Here is a 15223-nt window from a genome sequence, read left to right on the forward strand (position 1 = left end):
TTTTCTTGAAGAACGCCTGGTTGAACAACCGCCTGGTCTTGTCGTCGGCTTCCAGGTAGGCGCTGTGACAGTCCCGGGCAAGGTCGAGGGTCTCGGACAGCATGGTCCGGGCTTGTTCGAAGTTGGCGTCGGCCGTCCCCAGCTGGTTTTGGATACGAGACAACTGACTGCCGATGCGGTCTTGCTCGGTCTTCAGTAGGTCGAGTGGGATGGCACCGGCGTAGTGCGCATCCAGCAACTTCTGGCGCTGTGCCATCAGGGTGATCCGCTGCTCGTCGAGTTGCTTGCGCTCATCGGCAGAGGCGGCTTGCAGCGCCTCGAAGTCTTCCTGGACGAGGTCTTCGACGTTGTCGCGCAGTTCGGGCGACAACGCGATGGTGCGGTACTCGTCGTCGATGAGTTCCTCGACGTGCTCGGCAAGCATGGCTTGCCGCTGGCACCCGGTCGTCTTCCGGGCTCGTCCGGAACAAATGAGGTAGAGGTAGTCGGTACCCCACTTGTTGCGTGCCGTGGTGACCATGAGTCGGGAACCGCAGTCGCCACAGAACACACTGCCACGCAAGTAGTGCTGGTTGGTGCGCTGCTGGTTGCCGGCCTGGTTGTGCGCCGACAGCAGGTCTTGCACCTGCTGCCAGGTCGTGGGGTCGACGAGGGGCTCGTGGGTTCCGGCGTAGACGACGCCCCGGTAGTGGATCTCGCCTTTGTAGTAGGGGTTGTGCAGGATCTTGTGGACGGCGGTGATGCTGAGTGGCTTGCTGGGCCACTTCGGTGTCGCCCTCGTGGTCAGGCCGCGGTCGGTCAGCTCGTCGAGCAGCAGTCGGATGGTGGTGTCGCCCTCGGCATAGCGGAAGAACGCCCAGCTGATGAGGTGGGCGCGTTCGGCGTCGATCTCGACTGTGCGGTTGATCCGTCCCAGCTCGTCGGTGAGATGCACGTTCTTGTATCCCAGGGGTGCCCGGTTGACGGTGCCACCCAGGCTGGCCTTTTGGACCAATCCCTTGGTGACCTCGTTGGCCAGGTTGCGGGAGTAGAACTCGGCGATGCTGCTCATGATGCCGTGCATCAGCATTCCGGATGGCGTCTCGTCGATGTTCTCGCTGGTGGACACCAGCGTGACCCCGGCTTGCTTCAAGGCGAAGTGGATGGACACGTCGTCGGCCCGAGACCGTGCCAGCCGGTCGAGCTTGTGCACGACGCAGTAGTCGACCGGGTGCTCGCGCACGTAGCCGAGCATGCGTTGCAGTTCGGGCCGCTTGGCCGCTGACGTGCCTGACTCACCAGCGTCGACGAACTCTTCGACGATAATCGCATCCATGGATGCGGCCTTGCGGGTATTGGCCTCGCGCTGGGCGGGGATGGAGAAGCCTTCCTCCCGCCCACCGCGTGATGCCTGATCGGCGGTGGACACCCGTAGGTAGGTAATCGCGGTCTTCGATGGTGATGACGATGCGGCACCAGGTGGTGGCAGCTCGGTCATGGCTGTACTCCTTTCGCTATTGGTTGTTGGTCTTTGTGGTGCGACGCGACTTCGCGGCGCTGCCTGTGACCGCGGACTTGCCGATGAATCCGGCAATGGCCTCGCTGCGCGCCGCCGCTTGTCGTTCGACCTCTGCTCTGGCTTGTTCGGCCTTGGCAATGACGTTGGGGTCTTCTTGGGCGCTGGTGATGCGCTGCTCCAGTGCCGTGCGGATCTCCTCGGAGATGCTCGTCTCATTGAGTTGGGCGAGGAACCGCAGTCGGGCGTGCAGACCTTCCTCGACGCGGACGGCGAGGGTCTTGAAATGTTGTTCTGCCTCTGGCTGATCCGTGATGTTCTGTTCTTGTGGTTGTTGTTCTTGCATAGTGAATATGCCTCCTTTCATTACTTGTTACTGGTTGGCGGGAGGGGCCCGGCGGGTCCCTCCCGCGCTGTCGACATTGACGCTCTCTTCGGCCGTAAAGTCCAGTCGAAAACGGGCGTTGACCTGCGGAAACACCGGCGCCGCCCGTTGCCGCGTCCCACGTCCGGCCGTGTCGCGTCTCGGTGGCTCGGCTCGGCCCAATGGCCCGCGTCAGTCCCGATCGGGCGGACAGCGGCTCGTGTGGCCTGGCTGGCGTGGAGAGGGCGGCCTCCTCGTCTGGTGGTTATGGCCACTGCTCGAAGACGTGGTACTCGTCCACCAGGTTGACGATGTCGTAGTGCTCCTGGGTGAAGTCCCAGATGGCATCCCGGTCGAGTGTCACGATGGAGCGCAGCAGCGGTTCGTCGCGCAACAGTCGGTCGAGGTCGCGGTGCCAGCCCCAGGAGTCAATGGTGTCATCGACGAGCGCGTCTTGGCTGTCGTAACTGGCGACGTAGGCGTCGCGGAAGTCTTCCTCGACAGACTCGCTGTACTGGTCGACGTCTTCAAGGCTCAGGTAGACGGCGAACGCGTTCCCGTGGCGGGCGTAGACCTCCTCGATGAGGTGAGCAGCATCCGGGCTGGGCGGGTCTTGGATGACATCCAGGACGTAGGCGTCACCGAGCTGTGGCTCGCGCTGTTCGGGACTGGGCTTGTTTGGTTCGTTGTTCATGAGGTTGTACCTCCCTTCTGCCCACCCCCTGGATTAGTGAATGTGTCGTGGCCGCCGGAACGGATCAGGTCCAGGAAGTCGTTGGCCGTGATGACGGTGAAAAGCCGAGGGTCGAGCCGCCCGTCGGCGTCGATCCAGCCGCGGAGCTGTTGGCGTCGGTGCTCGTCGGGGACTACCCACACCACGACCGGAAAGGTGTCGTGTGTTGCTTGGTAGCGCCCGGTCGCACGGAAGGACTGGTAGGCCAGGCACTGGCGCAGCACCACTGGGGCGTGCTCGGTGGCCAGGTCGATCTCGAGGAACCAGTGGTACTCGTAGTCGCCGTTAGCGGTGACCAGCCGCAGGTCGGGCTTGAGCCACTGCACCGTGCCCCTTGGGGAGAGCGATTGCTGCCAGCTGTCTGGCTCTGTCTGGAGATCGAAGATCTCCACATCGCTGCTGCGGGCGGCCTCAATGGTCTGCACCGCCAGCTCGGCGATCGCCAGCGTGTGGTCGACGAAGTACCTGGACGGCTCCCGGTAGTTGCGTCGCCCTCTACCGGCGGCTGGTTCGAGCAGCCGGAGTAGCCGGTCTCCAGCTGGGCCGACGTACCAGACGAATCCGGCCGAGCCAGCTCGCACGCCGCCGATCCGTCGTTCCAGAGCCTTGAGGATGTGCAGCCGCCGAAGTCGGGCCAGCGTCCGGTTGCAGGCTCGGGCTGCGGCAACCGGGGTTGGACGGGCGTGGTCGAAGTACAAGCGCTGAATCTGGCTGGTCGTCAGCAGCCGGTACTTGTCTGCGTCGCGCAGGAGCTGGAGGTCAGAATCGGTGAGGTGATCTTGCAGGCCAACCAGATCGGAGCGGGTCATCGGGTGCCTCCCGTGCCTGCTGCTGCCTCGCCCCTGATGCTGCCCCGCGACGCGGGGTCAGTCCCCTCCCGCCACAGGCGGCAGACGGCACCTGACCTGCCAAGCGGGCGAACTCTTGACGGTCGGGACACGACGACCGAGATGACAGTCAGAGGCTGGCCGATTCCTGCCCACTCAGCGGTGGATCCTCGTCGTACGACCTTATGTTGACGACTCATGATCGTCTCCGTTTCCGCCCCAGCTCACCGTTGGGTGCCTCGTTACGATTCTGGTTATTGGCAATTGGTTGCGCTCGCTGCGGTTGGGGGACCTCGCTGGCATAGTGGTCTCGACTGTGGGCGCGGATCCGGCCTCCGAGCCCTGTCGGCTCGGGCGATGGCAGTGTGCGCACCAATGCCCATCCGGCCGGGGTGCCGTCGCTGGTGAGATTGGCGTAGGCCTGCCACTTGCCGAGGCTAAGGAAGTCGACCGCCTGCAGGTCGGGTGCCTGCCGGGCCACGGCCGCTGCATCGTCGGGGTCGAGTGGCCGGAAGATGATCTTCGACTTGGCGTTGGAGTCGACGGCTGCCCGGGTCGAGGGTGGTAGCTGGGCGCGGTGCTGGTGGGCCAGGTGCCAGCCGACCCCGTAGGAGCGACTGCGGGTCAGCGCGTCATCGATCGAGACCGGCAGGTGCAGGTACTGCTGCACTTCGTCGATGACCACGCTGGCCGGACGACTACCCGGGTCATCTTCCTCGGCGCGTTCCAGGGTGGCCGACCAGGCCTCGGCCACGATGAGGGAGCCGAGCAGCTGCGCGGTGATCGGCCCGATGAGGGCCTCATTGAGCGGTACCAGCACAATCTTGTTGCCCTTAAAGACATCCCGTAGCCGGAAAGTCGGGTCGCGCTGTCCGAGGATCGCTCGCAGGCTGGGCCGCAGTAGGTACTGGCGCAACTTGTTCAGCGGCGCGGCAATTGCCTGAGCTTGGGCTCCCGGTGACATCGCCAAGTAGCTCGACCAGAACGACCAAAGACCAGGGTCTTCAACCACCTGCCCAATGACCGAGCGCCGGAACCGATCGTCCGTCAGCAGCCTGGGTAGGTCCATCAGCGTGAAGGGGACCTTCCTGGTTGCGCTGACGCGCGCTAGGGTCAGCAGGGCGGAGTGGATGATGTCCTCGGTGCGTGGGCCCCAGCCATCGTGGAAGACCTGCTTCAGCACGGCCACCAGGCCGTCGATGACGACATCGGGGTCGCGGTTACCGACATTCAGCGGGTTGAACCCGACAACCCGACCGGTCTTCGCGTCGGCCGGATCGATGATGACAACATCACCAATACGCTCCTTTGGCACGGCGCGCTCGACGATGTCGCGGATGAGCTGTCGCTTCGGGTCGATCACCAGCACCGGCCGCCCGGCGGCGATATCGGCTGCAACGAGGTTGACCAGCACGGTTGACTTACCGGATCCGGTCGGACCCAGCGTCACCAAGTGAGCCGTCAAGTCCTGGGCTGAAATCCCAACCGGTGCCGAGGGGCCGGGTGCACCGGGCACCGCGAACAGTCGTTCACTACGGTTGACCGCCTCGGGGACGCGCAACGGTCGTGGGTGACGTGGTGGCACGCCGGGTAGCTCTCGGTCGCCGAGTGGCCAGCCCAACAGCCCCGTCAGCTCCGTCGCTCCGAGCCGCAGTGGCCAGCGCCACGGCAAGCGCGGCTGGTTGAACCGGTTGGCCGGTTCAAACCGCAGGTCGACATATGTCCCACGGTCCTGGGCGGTGGACAGCGCTCCCAGGATCCCGATCATCAGTTGCTGCCGTCGTTCCGGGGTCATGGCGGCTGCTCCGATGCGGATAGTGGCGGCGAAGCCGTGCTGCCCAGAGCGGGTGTCGATCTGGTCGCGTATTGGAGTTGGTGCCGACAACTCACCGCGCAGGACCATCTGCCACCACGACTCAGTCGGATCCGGTAGCTCCTTCGGTAGGTGCTTCGGTGATAGTCGCCGTCCCAGCATTACCTGCACCACCAGACGTTCCCCTTCGGCCAGCCGAGCGTCCAACGCGGACAACAGACTCAGGCTGGTGAGCTCGGCCCGCTCGGTCGACAAAGCGAGGGAAGGGGGTCGCAGCCGGACGTGGACTGACCGCTGCACCGGCAGACGTGGCTCTGTCATACCGTCGATATCCAGACCCGGCAGCAAGTGCCGAAGCGACCGTTGCACCCACACCACGTGCTCGGCGGGTGTGCCGACCAGGTGTTGCACGAGTTGGTTGTGCTCGGCTCGGGCCTCGAAGACCAGCAGAGGAGCGGCCCGGTCCGCCGCGATCCGAAGCAGCATGCCGTTGACCTGGTCAACCTCGAGCGGGCGCGGCAAATGCAGCTCACTGAAGACCCAACCGCTGCCCGGGCCGGTAGAGCGGGATGGCTTACGCGGCGTCATCGTCGTCTCCGTCGTAGCTCTGACTGTCTGCCCCAAGGGCCGGCTGCCGGTTATCCATTTCCTTCGCTTGCTGTTGAGCGGCGGCTTCGGCGCGGGCGACCGCTAGGGCGATGAAGGCCCGCGACAGCTTGCTGGCATCTGGTTTGCCTCGGCGGATGCTGCGTACTCGCAGTCGCCGTTCGTCCTGCGGCTTGCGATTTGTCGTGCGCCGTCTACGCCTCGGCATGACGCCCTCCTTCCGACTGATCGTTCCGATCGGATGGCACGGGGTAGCCAGGAATGACGATGTCGGCGTCAATCTGGTTGCCCCAGACGCTCCAAGCGGCATCGGACGGTGGCCGGCGCCGGGCGAACAGCTCCAAGAACGGGCCTTCGCTAATCCGCTCAATGACGGCATATTGCTCTTCGGGCTTGTGCGAGTGCTCCTGCAGCGGCGCAAACATCCAGGTTGGCTGCGCCCGGAAGTGCACCGGGGCGTCACCACGGGTGCCGAGGATGAGGTGCTCGGTGGCGTTCCGCAGATACCGGCCGAGGCCGATGCGTGGCTTGATCCACGTCAAGGGGGATCGTGGGGTGAAGCCCCAGGCTTCCAGCACGTCGTATCCGGCGCGCAGGGTAGCGTTGGTCACCCACAGCCAGCAGTGCGCGTCCTCGCTGACGAGGTCGGCCACTGGCATGGCTTTGATCTGGTCCAGCGTCATGAGCTGGTAGTGCGCCTGCGCTCCGAGCGCACCCTTTTGCTGAACATCCCATGGCGGATCAGCCAGGATTGTTTTGAACCGACGTGGGGCAGGTTCCACCTGCCCAGTAGCAGCGTTCTGTGTTAGCATTATTAATGCTCCTTCCTGCCGATATTCATCGATTACCGTCGATGAATATCGGGCTAAATTGGTTGATTGATAGTCCACCAGGGAATGAGGGAGTAAACCCCGGGGTGATTACTGTTAAAGAACATCCCGGGGCCAATTGCAATACCACCGGGCAGCGGTGCGACGAGCGACAAGACACGCGAAGCGACACCGCTGTTACCTAATACCTCGTGCTTGCTGGCGCATAGTCTGCGACCGATAAAATCCGTTGTGGAATTCACAACTCCGCAAGTATTACCAACGACTGCGCCGCTGCATCCAGGCTCGAACACCAACCGCAACACCGCCGACAACCACGAAACAGACGACCAGGGGAAGCCAGACCTGCTCGATAAGCCGCATCGTCCAGTTGATCGTGAGCGCCGTACCGAGCAAGAGGAGCACAGCAACGAGTAGGCGCTGGAGTAGTGGCCGGGACTGGTGCATTACGACAGCCTGGTCGCCTCGAAGATCTGGCGGATGGCCTCATTCGTCAGACGGTTGAGCTTCATCTCGGCCAGCCGCCGCTCCAGATCGATGTTGGCGAGCTCCTGCTTGCGGGAGTCGCTGAGATAGAGCGCCAGCCAGCATCCTCCGGTCACTGCAGCGAGCGCGACGACGACACCCACGATGAACCACACCATCGCTGATCACCGGGTCCTGTTCGTGGTTTCCATGACGATCTGCGAGGCGCTCATCGCGACGGCAGAGCGGATCAGGTTGATCTCGCTTGCCGCGTTGGGGCACATCAGTTCGGCCGACTGGGCGAGTTGCGCGACGAGCGACACGCTCTGCATAGCGGCGGCTCCCACCGATGTCACGGCCGCGACTCGCGCGGTCTGCACATCCGCTTCGGCTGCGACGTCGGCGATTCGCACGAGCGTGCTGTCGCTGATCGACTGCAGCTGCCGGCCGGCCCGACGGCTCACTTGCATGCCACCTGTGTGGCGCTGGACCTCATTCATGGTGACGACCTTTCTGGCACCGCTTCAGATGCCGTTTTCGAAACGAAGATGACACCAACGACGGTAAAGACGCAGGTCAGCGGCTTGCAAGCACAAGCGTGATAACTCGTGGCATGGCGAGGGTGTGGTAGAACGAAGTATGACCACGCAGGACTGGCACGCACCGAGTGGCGGCGATCCATCCGTGGTCAGGGCGACAAATGCAGAGGAGACGCCACAGCGATACCCGGACTATCTGATGCCCTACGTCGAGGCCGGTGCCCGGCCTGACGATCTACGCTTCATCCAGGCCCGCGAGGAGTTCCTACTCGGCTATGGCTACCAGACCGCCCGGGCCTACCGCTGTGACCTCGACGACATCTACTGGTGGGCTAGGGAGCGCGGGTTCGACGTCTTCGGCCTGACCGACAAGCAGCTCAGGCAGTACAAGGCGTTGCTCCGGCGACGCAAGTACAGCGAGAACACCGTGCGGCGCAGGATGGCGGCGTGGCGGAGGTTCGACGATGCCGTCAAGTGAAACCGAATTTGAGGCCAGGGCTTCGATGACGAATTCGACGACAAAATCGGTCCTCCTTGGGGGATTCGGGCCCGTCGAGTGCTACTTACGGGCTACGCTACGAGTCGTGATCGTCATGGAGCCGCGTACGTTGGCTGTGGCCGCGTCCCAGAAGTATGGGAGTGGTGGGGTGGTTCGTGCACGCCTCGTTAACGGCAGGAGACAGGGGTGCGAGGCCCCACAAGACCCTGACCAGGCATTTTGCGCACGTGCCGGTACCGAGTGGCCGCAGCTGCCGTGCACGAATCATCCCGGTCGCCGTAGGGTGACGCCACTCGAGGCTGTAGTCCAACGCTGTTGGACTACAGGTAATCTGAATGGCTCTCGACCAGGTTCGACGTCTCCCTGTGTCGACATCTCCATGCTCTGGGATGCCTCGGTAGAGGGCGGTGAGGTGCTTGTCGGTGGCCGGTGCTGTACTTGCTGTATGGGCACCCAGGGAGGCTGGCGATGACCGATGCACTAGAAGACGATGTGGAGTACGAACGCCGCTTCCTAGTGGCTGACCTTGCTGTCTTGAATGGCGTGGAGGACTACGAGCAGATCGAACAGGCGTACGTCTGGAAGGCGGGCGGCTACGCCATCCGGGTGCGCACCATCCGGCGCTCAGACGATCCGACTGGCGAGACGCAGGCCTCCTTCACCCTCAAGGGACCGCGCAAGGACGCGCACCGCTACGAGCTCGAGCAGCCGATGGACCCTGGCCATGCGCACGCTATCGCTGAGGTCACACCTCACCGCATCCGAAAGAAGCGCTACGCCAAGATCACCGAGGGAAATACCTGGGTTATCGATGTGTTCGAGGGTGCGAACCACGGTTTGATCATTGCCGAGTTTGAGGCGGGGCGAGGAGCTGTTGGCAGCCTTAAGAAGCCATGGTGGGCGGGCGAGGAGGTCACGGAGGACGTTCGCTACAACAACGAGGAACTGGCCGCTAATCCATGGCCATTCAAGGAACGCCCATGATGTGCCTATCCTTGCAGCGTCTTGCATTATACGTGTACGAGAGTATCCTGGAAATTGAAGGGGGCGATTTATGCTGCCCGGACTAGTCACAAGGGAGGTGATATGGAACAGAACTACGAGAGGTGCCAACCAGAAATGTCGCTAATGGAGATGATTGCACAGGATGCCGCAGAGGAAGCGGCTAGAATGCAGCGCGCGCTCGAGCTTGCGCGGGCCGCACGTAGGGCCGGTGAACTTGACACGCGGCGACGAGCCGAAGTCCGTGCCCGAATCATCCGGGAAAACGCAGATGTCGATCCTCAAGATGTAGCGATTGCGGTGGAGGAAGCGAGCCGAGAGCAAATATTAGATCAAGATGCTGGCTGAGCCGTACTGGCGCCCACGTCCGAAGGACAACGAGCCGTGGCGTTCGCCGTGCGAACGAGATTGCGATGCGATCCTGTACTCTAGTGCATGGAGGCGCCTTCGCGGTGTCACCCAGGTCACTTCACGAACGGATTCTCTTAGCAAGTCGCATGATCGGCTACTTCATTCATTGAAGGTCGCGCAAGTAGGCGAGCGATTGGCGAAATATCTGCTGAGTGAACATCCAGACCTCGAAGGGACTATTTTCCCTAAGGCTATTCGATTTGCTGGACTCGCCCATGACCTTGGTCATCCGCCGTTCGGACATGTAGCGGAGAAGGAGCTGCAGGGGATTCTGGCGAATGAAAGTTACCGATATAGGCTGGACGACTCGTTCGAAGGAAATGCTCAAACATTCCGAATATTGACACGCCTGAGCCACAAGGCATCAGACGCCGCGTATGTCAGCGCCGGACGCCAAATCGGGATTAATGCTACGGCGGTCTCAATAGCGGCTACCATCAAGTACCCATGGGAGTTCCATAGGGCTGAGGATTACCTGGGTGACCACTATAAACGTCACCTCACAAAGTATTACTCAAAGAAGTGGGGTTTCTATGGGGATGATGCAGCGTTATGGAATGATATTAAGCCCCGCGCGATCGGTGATGGTCGGACGCGTTCACTCAATGCCGATATAATGGATCTGGCGGATGACGTAACCTATGCCATCCATGACGTGCATGACTATTTTCGCGCTGGCTTAATCCCCCTCAATGCAATACATGACGGTTTGCAGGGATCGCAAACTGGTATTGGTAGTGAATTTTCTCTCTTTGACGCTTATGCAATATCTGCCCTGGATGATAAGCCCGAAGTAGGCTATACGGCGGATCACCTAATGGGGGCGAAAGCTTGGCTAGACCAGCTCCCCCTTCCGCTGCGGCCCTATTCAGACTCCGACTCAGATCGGGAGGCGTTGCATGCATTTGAATCGGCTGCGGTTCGGGGTGTGCAAGAGAACGTTTCTATTAATGGAAACGGCGAGTTATATACGCCGCCAGAAATACTTCTTGCTTTAGAGTATTTGAAAGAGTTGACGTGGTTCTACGTGATAAATCACCCAGTTCTTTCATCAAATCAACAGGGCCAACGGAAGATAGTAAGAGAGTTGCACGAATGGCTGTGCGATTGGGCAATGGAATGCTACCCCGAGGACGCTCGCGGGAATCGGCAGAGACTCAGGAGGAATCTTCGGCGGCTTCCCTCTCGATTCAGAGATCTACTATGGGACGTCGCATCTGGCTCCCCTGATGATGACGTGCAAGTGGCGCGCGCGGCAGTTGATTTCATCGCGGGACTAACTGATATTGAGGCGGCGAGCCTTCACAGTAAACTTGGAGGCTCAGTACTGCTTCACTCGTAAGAATATCCTGCACCGTAAGCCGGATCAACCATCACTAAACCCCTGTGGATCCCTGGCGGTCATGGTGGAGCTTGACCCGCTCGGTGGGTAGCATTATTCGTTTAGCGTGCAATTTGTGAGGCGCTGGTAGACTCGCCGTGCGCGTCGCGGAGGAGCGGTGGATATAGTGCGACGGCCCGTCCGGCTCGGTACAGTTGTGCGGGTCTGCCTCCGTGGCGAGTGGTCGTCCCACCGGTCGGTCGGATGAAGTCCTCGGCGTTCGTCACCTTTCGGTGAAAGTTGCGCGGGTCGAGCTCTTGGCCCCACATGATCTCGTATGTACGACGTAGCTCTGCGACGGTGAACTCGGGGCCGCAGAGCACTGTGGCAATTGGTGTGTACTCGAATTTCGAGCGCGCTCGCTCGACACCATCGCGCAGGATCGTGTGGTGGTCGAACGCTAGTTCTAGAGCGTCCGACTCAGCGTCGCCCACCGGCACCCACCGTGCATCTATGGCGCCGGAGCCAGCTTGGGGTGGGAGCGCAAGCCGGGCGAGCGCCAGGTACGCGACCGAGACCACGCGGGTGCGGGGGTCGCGCTCAGGTGCACCGTATGTCGCGAGTTGCTCCATGTGCGTCTGCCCGGGGTCGACGCCTGCCTCTTGTGCCAGCCGACGACGTGCCGCCTGTTCAAGACCTTCGCGTTCGCCAACGAACCCGCCCGGTAGTGCCCACCGACTCTCGAACGGCTCTGCGCCGCGCCGGACCAGCAGAACGTCCAGCCTGCCCTGGGCAACGGACAGCATGACGAGGTCGACGGCGACTTCGAGCGGCGGGTGGCGCCTGGGGTTGTAGTGCGAGGTGGTCATAAGGATCGAACCTACCACTTATCGTCATGTTGACATGAGCAGGACCTGGTGCTTATCGTCATAGTGACAGTAAGCACCGTTGATCAGAACTGGAAATTGTGAGCCCCTTCTCACCACGGGGCGCGACGACGCGGACTGGCATCCGCGCCGTCGCTGAGGCGGCACCACCACTCGAACCATCACGAACGAAAGGATGTGACGCTATGTCAACCATACGGAAGCGATCATCTGGGAGCACACCTGGCGCCTTGACCCGCTCGCATGGGAGGGAATACACAACGGGCCTCGATGACCGTGTAGCCGAAGCGATGGCGGCCGAAGACGGCGCCTCCGGGGTGCATAATCCAGACAACGGACCGAACACTCATCTCGAGACCAACGAGGTCCTCAGGAAGGCGCACGATACGACCACGTCCGTCATCGGTCACGGGATGCGCGAGGACGTCCAGGCCGAGGCCGGAAGCATCGAATGCGGCCTAGTCGAGCACGCGCGGACGAAGGAGACTGCCAAGCAGGAGCTCGACTGGTCTCTCCACGCGCAGGTCATGCTGATGGCGCTGCAGCTGGTGTTCGCTCGACTGCATCTGCGGGTACCGACCCGCCGCGCCGCGGTGGCGTACGCAGTGGCGTACGCGTTCCTCTTCATCAGCGATCTGACCCTGATCGCGGTCGCGTTCCAGATCCTCGGATTGTCGGATCACCCTTGGATCCCGCATGTGCCGATCAGCGATCCGCTCGACCTTGCGGCGTTCGGGTCTGTGTGTGCCATCGCGATCTTGGGGCACGTCAGTGGGGTGCAGTTCAAGGCGGCGCACGTCGATCATGAACTGAGACGTCATGCTCGGTCGGATAAGGAGCTCACACAGCGGCCGAAGCCGTCGCCTGTGCTGTTGCTTGTTGGTGGTGGCATCGTGATCGCGGCCATCATTTTCCTCTTCGGCCTTGCTCGTATCCGGCTCGACTACCTCGCTGTCCAAGGCATCGCGGCGGAGTCTGCGCCGTTCGTCATCCTGCAGATTGGTATCTTCATCGCCGCGGTAGTTCTGGCATATCACCATCACAATCCGCTGGCCGGCGACTTCCAGGACCGACAGCAGAAGGCACAGCGAGCCGCTGCTGCTGCAGATCATGGTGTCGAGGTCCATGTCGCGACGACTAGCAGTGTCAACGCAGGTATCGACCGCTGGGTGCGATCGTGGCCATGTCCGGGCATCACGTCGAGGCCGACGAGGGCAATGTAGCGTCGCAAATGGCGCGTGTCCGGCGGATCTCGATACTGACACAGCCCGAGCCTCCGCAGCAGCCGCTGTTCGGTGCCGAGGTTGTCGAACCAACGACCTACGCGCGCGAAGCGCTGCGTGCAAAGCTCACCGGCATCACGGATCTGCCGAAATTCGAGAGGGTCAGTGCTGCCGAGGTTCTGAAGCACCAGGACGAGATCCGTAAGGTGCTCCGCGAGCACTCCAAGCGCATCGAGAAGGATGAACTCGACTACTGGTTGCCACCGGTCGCCGCCAGGGACGCCGACGCTGCAAATCACGGTTCGGGTAACAACCGGGTAGTGGCCGAAGACCTCAAGAAGCTCCTGGAGCAGCCATGAGTGCCAAGAAGGCGTGGTGCGGCGTTGCCGCCCGGAGCAACCTGGGCATGCACGGTATCGGCGAACGTGGCAGCAACTTCACTCCTGCGCCACCACCTGCCACGGTCAGCAGTACGGATCGGGCGAAGGCGATCACGTTACCCGCGCTGACGGGCGCGCCTGCACAAGAGATCGCGCGACGCGCACAGAAGGTGGTTCTCGCGTTCCTGGTCGATCGATCCGGGAGCATGTACTCCGCCTGGGGTGGCGATCCGAGCGACGTCTGTGGCGCGGCAGCCGAGACACTGCTTAGTCTCGCCCGCCGCTCAGGCGGTGGTCGTGCCGTCATCGTCCCCTGGGGGACCGAAGCCCCGGCTCAGCTGGTGTGCGGGCCGCACGATGTGCGACGGAATCGCCGTGCGCTGCACAAGGCTCTCCGCGAGCACAGTTCGCTCGGTGGCAACGACATGCCTGCGGCGCTTCGTCGAACGGACGACGTCATGCCGGAGCTCGCCGTCGACGAGATCCCGCTCGCCTTCATCCTCACCGACGGCGTCGAAGACGTGACACCCGCTATGCACGAGGCAATTGCCAGCCTCCCCCACGGTTGCGTCCACATGGTCCTCATCGACCGGATGCACTGGTGCACGCCTGTTATGGAGGCGAATTGGCGCACCGTCTCTTTTGGCTCGTTCAGCAGGATCGAGCACCTGGACGTGTCAACGATGGCACACCAGCTCGGCATCATCTACGCCCACGCGTTGGGCCTCTCCCTCCCTGTAGTCCCATCTCATCGCGGAAAGAAGTACTGACATGACATACGCACTTGGGCGACCGATCACCCGTCTGACGGCGGTGATGTCAACGGCAGCTTTCGCGGGTCTGCTAATGACAGGTTGCGGGGCACCACCGAAGCCCGCCACCGGTCGCGCCGCCGCTGCACGGTGTACCGAGTCTGGAGCAGCGACCGCCAAGACGCCGACGATCGCGATCCTCGGCGACGTCGGCTCGTCCACCATCCAATACACCAGCGACGTCAACCTCGTCGTGAAGGCGGGTACCAACAAAGAAGCGTGGGTGTTGGTGAATGGCATCGGCAAGGACAACAATGCACCGGACAAACTCGCGTCGGTTGTCCTGAAGGCCAAGGGTCGGAACGAGTTGATGCGGACCAACGATATGAAGTGCAAGAAGACAGCCGTCACAACGGCCTACAGCAGCCTTAGCAGGCTCTCTGCTCCGAAGCCGCTGAACGTCTTTGCCGCGCTCGGCACCCTCGCTGGGAACCTTCACGGCTCGAAGGCTGGCGGGCCGGTCAATGTCGTACTGCTCGGCTCTCTCCTTAACACCACCGCGGACGCCGATTTGAGTGAGGCGACGGTGCTCGCAAACCCGGCGAAGGCGATTAACGAGCTGGCCAAGGAGCAGCTCGTCGAGAGTTGCAAGGGTTGGAACGTGTATGCGGTCGGGGCCGATCAGGCGAATCCGCCGCTGACCAGCGCGCAATCCGCACAACTCAGGGAGTTCTGGCGCGAGTACTTCCAGCACTGCGGCGGCAGGCTTGTCGTCTGGTCCGACCACTTGACGACCTTTCCGGTCAACAGCTCCATCGCCCAAGCCGACACGACGCAGATCAAGATCGAAACCACGCCCCACGAGGTCGTTGCCACGATGTCTAGTGACGTGCTCTTTGCGCCGAATAGCGCCGCACTGCAGCCGACCGCGAGCAAGGACCTGTCGCAGGTGCTGGCCCCAGGGGTCTGGACACGTAGCGTCTCGGCTGGGTCGGATTCCATTGTGATGTAGGGGATTTCCCTGCGCGTGTCCCGCGCTTTGATGCCTTGAACCTGGGATAATGAGTACATGAATC

16 protein-coding genes and 1 pseudogene are annotated in these 15223 nt (G+C 62.1%); 7 read left to right on the top strand and 10 right to left on the bottom strand.

From position 1 onward, the window contains the following. Positions 1-442: 442 nt before the first annotated feature. The 8 genes and pseudogenes from FGL98_RS27185 to FGL98_RS17740 all read right to left on the bottom strand — a co-directional run. Positions 443-1477: pseudogene (locus FGL98_RS27185) on the bottom strand (recombinase family protein); the annotation flags it as partial. A gap of 16 nt (positions 1478-1493) precedes the next feature. Further along, positions 1494-1862 (bottom strand): hypothetical protein, encoded by a 369-nt coding sequence (locus FGL98_RS26420; RefSeq protein ID WP_246136620.1) that lies wholly within the window; start codon positions 1860-1862, stop codon positions 1494-1496. 262 nt (positions 1863-2124) lie between these two features. Further along, positions 2125-2553, bottom strand: a complete 429-nt coding sequence (locus FGL98_RS17715; protein ID WP_146318896.1) for a hypothetical protein — start codon at positions 2551-2553, stop codon at positions 2125-2127. Continuing rightward, positions 2550-3401: a replication-relaxation family protein gene (locus tag FGL98_RS17720; protein WP_146318898.1), complete on the bottom strand. Its 852-nt coding sequence runs from the start codon at positions 3399-3401 to the stop codon at positions 2550-2552. The genes FGL98_RS17715 and FGL98_RS17720 overlap by 4 nt, the downstream gene beginning before the upstream one ends. Before the next feature lie 214 nt (positions 3402-3615). Next, entirely contained in the window at positions 3616-5820 is a 2205-nt protein-coding gene (locus FGL98_RS17725) for a type IV secretory system conjugative DNA transfer family protein (RefSeq protein WP_146318900.1), read from the bottom strand. A gap of 212 nt (positions 5821-6032) precedes the next feature. Beyond that, on the bottom strand, positions 6033-6728 hold the full coding sequence (locus FGL98_RS17730; protein WP_222432244.1) for an MT-A70 family methyltransferase: 696 nt from the start codon (positions 6726-6728) through the stop codon (positions 6033-6035). Between the two features lie 386 nt (positions 6729-7114). Then, a complete protein-coding gene (locus tag FGL98_RS17735; protein WP_146318902.1) occupies positions 7115-7312 on the bottom strand; it encodes a hypothetical protein in 198 nt (65 codons plus the stop codon). A 6-nt stretch (positions 7313-7318) separates the two neighbouring features. Then, positions 7319-7633, bottom strand: coding sequence for a hypothetical protein (locus FGL98_RS17740; protein ID WP_146318904.1), 315 nt, complete (start codon positions 7631-7633; stop codon positions 7319-7321). A gap of 139 nt (positions 7634-7772) precedes the next feature. On the opposite strand from FGL98_RS17740, the gene FGL98_RS17745 reads away from it, so the two are divergent. The 4 genes from FGL98_RS17745 (at position 7773) to dgt (ending at position 10926) form a co-directional block, all read left to right on the top strand. Beyond that, complete coding sequence (locus FGL98_RS17745; protein WP_146318906.1) at positions 7773-8150, top strand: site-specific integrase; 378 nt, start codon at positions 7773-7775, stop codon at positions 8148-8150. Between the two features lie 489 nt (positions 8151-8639). Beyond that, positions 8640-9155 carry a CYTH domain-containing protein gene (locus FGL98_RS17750; protein ID WP_146318919.1) on the top strand — a complete coding sequence of 172 codons (516 nt, stop codon included), beginning with the start codon at positions 8640-8642 and terminating at the stop codon, positions 9153-9155. Positions 9156-9257: 102 nt separating this feature from the next. After that, positions 9258-9521 (top strand): hypothetical protein, encoded by a 264-nt coding sequence (locus FGL98_RS17755; RefSeq protein WP_146318921.1) that lies wholly within the window; start codon positions 9258-9260, stop codon positions 9519-9521. Next, complete coding sequence (gene dgt, locus FGL98_RS17760; protein WP_146318923.1) at positions 9511-10926, top strand: dGTP triphosphohydrolase; 1416 nt, start codon at positions 9511-9513, stop codon at positions 10924-10926. Before FGL98_RS17755 ends, dgt begins: the two co-directional genes overlap by 11 nt. Positions 10927-11027: 101 nt before the next feature. Here the strand turns inward: dgt and FGL98_RS17765 are convergent, their stop codons facing one another. Together FGL98_RS17765 and FGL98_RS17770 are read right to left on the bottom strand one after the other, a co-directional pair. After that, the gene (locus tag FGL98_RS17765) at positions 11028-11774 is read right to left on the bottom strand and encodes an NUDIX hydrolase (protein WP_146318925.1); all 747 of its coding nucleotides are present in this window, start codon (positions 11772-11774) and stop codon (positions 11028-11030) included. Between the two features lie 476 nt (positions 11775-12250). Next, a complete protein-coding gene (locus FGL98_RS17770) occupies positions 12251-12919 on the bottom strand; it encodes a hypothetical protein (protein ID WP_146318927.1) in 669 nt (222 codons plus the stop codon). A 50-nt stretch (positions 12920-12969) separates the two neighbouring features. Between FGL98_RS17770 and FGL98_RS17775 the strand changes: the two genes are divergently transcribed. Genes FGL98_RS17775 through FGL98_RS17785 form a run of 3 tightly spaced genes read left to right on the top strand, consistent with a single transcriptional unit; the run spans position 12970 to position 15159 of the window. After that, complete coding sequence (locus FGL98_RS17775; protein WP_146318929.1) at positions 12970-13374, top strand: hypothetical protein; 405 nt, start codon at positions 12970-12972, stop codon at positions 13372-13374. After that, the gene (locus FGL98_RS17780) at positions 13371-14165 is read left to right on the top strand and encodes a vWA domain-containing protein (RefSeq protein ID WP_146318931.1); all 795 of its coding nucleotides are present in this window, start codon (positions 13371-13373) and stop codon (positions 14163-14165) included. Before FGL98_RS17775 ends, FGL98_RS17780 begins: the two co-directional genes overlap by 4 nt. 1 nt (position 14166) lies before the next feature. Next, a complete protein-coding gene (locus FGL98_RS17785; protein ID WP_146318933.1) occupies positions 14167-15159 on the top strand; it encodes a hypothetical protein in 993 nt (330 codons plus the stop codon). Positions 15160-15223: the final 64 nt, after the last annotated feature.

Origin of the sequence: Leekyejoonella antrihumi (assembly GCF_007845645.1) — a bacterium.
Taxonomy (GTDB): Bacteria; Actinomycetota; Actinomycetes; order Actinomycetales; family Dermatophilaceae; genus Leekyejoonella; species Leekyejoonella antrihumi.

What these genes read in the sequence shown, in the direction of transcription:
- FGL98_RS17770 (WP_146318927.1), bottom strand. Translation starts at nt 12,919, where the DNA reads ATGGACCTCGACACCATGATCTGCAGCAGCAGCGGCTCGCTGTGCCTT.
- FGL98_RS17785 (WP_146318933.1), top strand. Translation starts at nt 14,167, where the DNA reads ATGACATACGCACTTGGGCGACCGATCACCCGTCTGACGGCGGTGATG.
- FGL98_RS17745 (WP_146318906.1), top strand. Translation starts at nt 7,773, where the DNA reads ATGACCACGCAGGACTGGCACGCACCGAGTGGCGGCGATCCATCCGTG.
- FGL98_RS17755 (WP_146318921.1), top strand. Translation starts at nt 9,258, where the DNA reads ATGGAACAGAACTACGAGAGGTGCCAACCAGAAATGTCGCTAATGGAG.
- FGL98_RS17780 (WP_146318931.1), top strand. Translation starts at nt 13,371, where the DNA reads ATGAGTGCCAAGAAGGCGTGGTGCGGCGTTGCCGCCCGGAGCAACCTG.
- FGL98_RS17750 (WP_146318919.1), top strand. Translation starts at nt 8,640, where the DNA reads ATGACCGATGCACTAGAAGACGATGTGGAGTACGAACGCCGCTTCCTA.
- FGL98_RS17725 (WP_146318900.1), bottom strand. Translation starts at nt 5,820, where the DNA reads ATGACGCCGCGTAAGCCATCCCGCTCTACCGGCCCGGGCAGCGGTTGG.
- FGL98_RS17765 (WP_146318925.1), bottom strand. Translation starts at nt 11,774, where the DNA reads ATGACCACCTCGCACTACAACCCCAGGCGCCACCCGCCGCTCGAAGTC.
- dgt (WP_146318923.1), top strand. Translation starts at nt 9,511, where the DNA reads ATGCTGGCTGAGCCGTACTGGCGCCCACGTCCGAAGGACAACGAGCCG.
- FGL98_RS17720 (WP_146318898.1), bottom strand. Translation starts at nt 3,401, where the DNA reads ATGACCCGCTCCGATCTGGTTGGCCTGCAAGATCACCTCACCGATTCT.
- FGL98_RS17740 (WP_146318904.1), bottom strand. Translation starts at nt 7,633, where the DNA reads ATGAATGAGGTCCAGCGCCACACAGGTGGCATGCAAGTGAGCCGTCGG.
- FGL98_RS17735 (WP_146318902.1), bottom strand. Translation starts at nt 7,312, where the DNA reads ATGGTGTGGTTCATCGTGGGTGTCGTCGTCGCGCTCGCTGCAGTGACC.
- FGL98_RS17715 (WP_146318896.1), bottom strand. Translation starts at nt 2,553, where the DNA reads ATGAACAACGAACCAAACAAGCCCAGTCCCGAACAGCGCGAGCCACAG.
- FGL98_RS26420 (WP_246136620.1), bottom strand. Translation starts at nt 1,862, where the DNA reads ATGAAAGGAGGCATATTCACTATGCAAGAACAACAACCACAAGAACAG.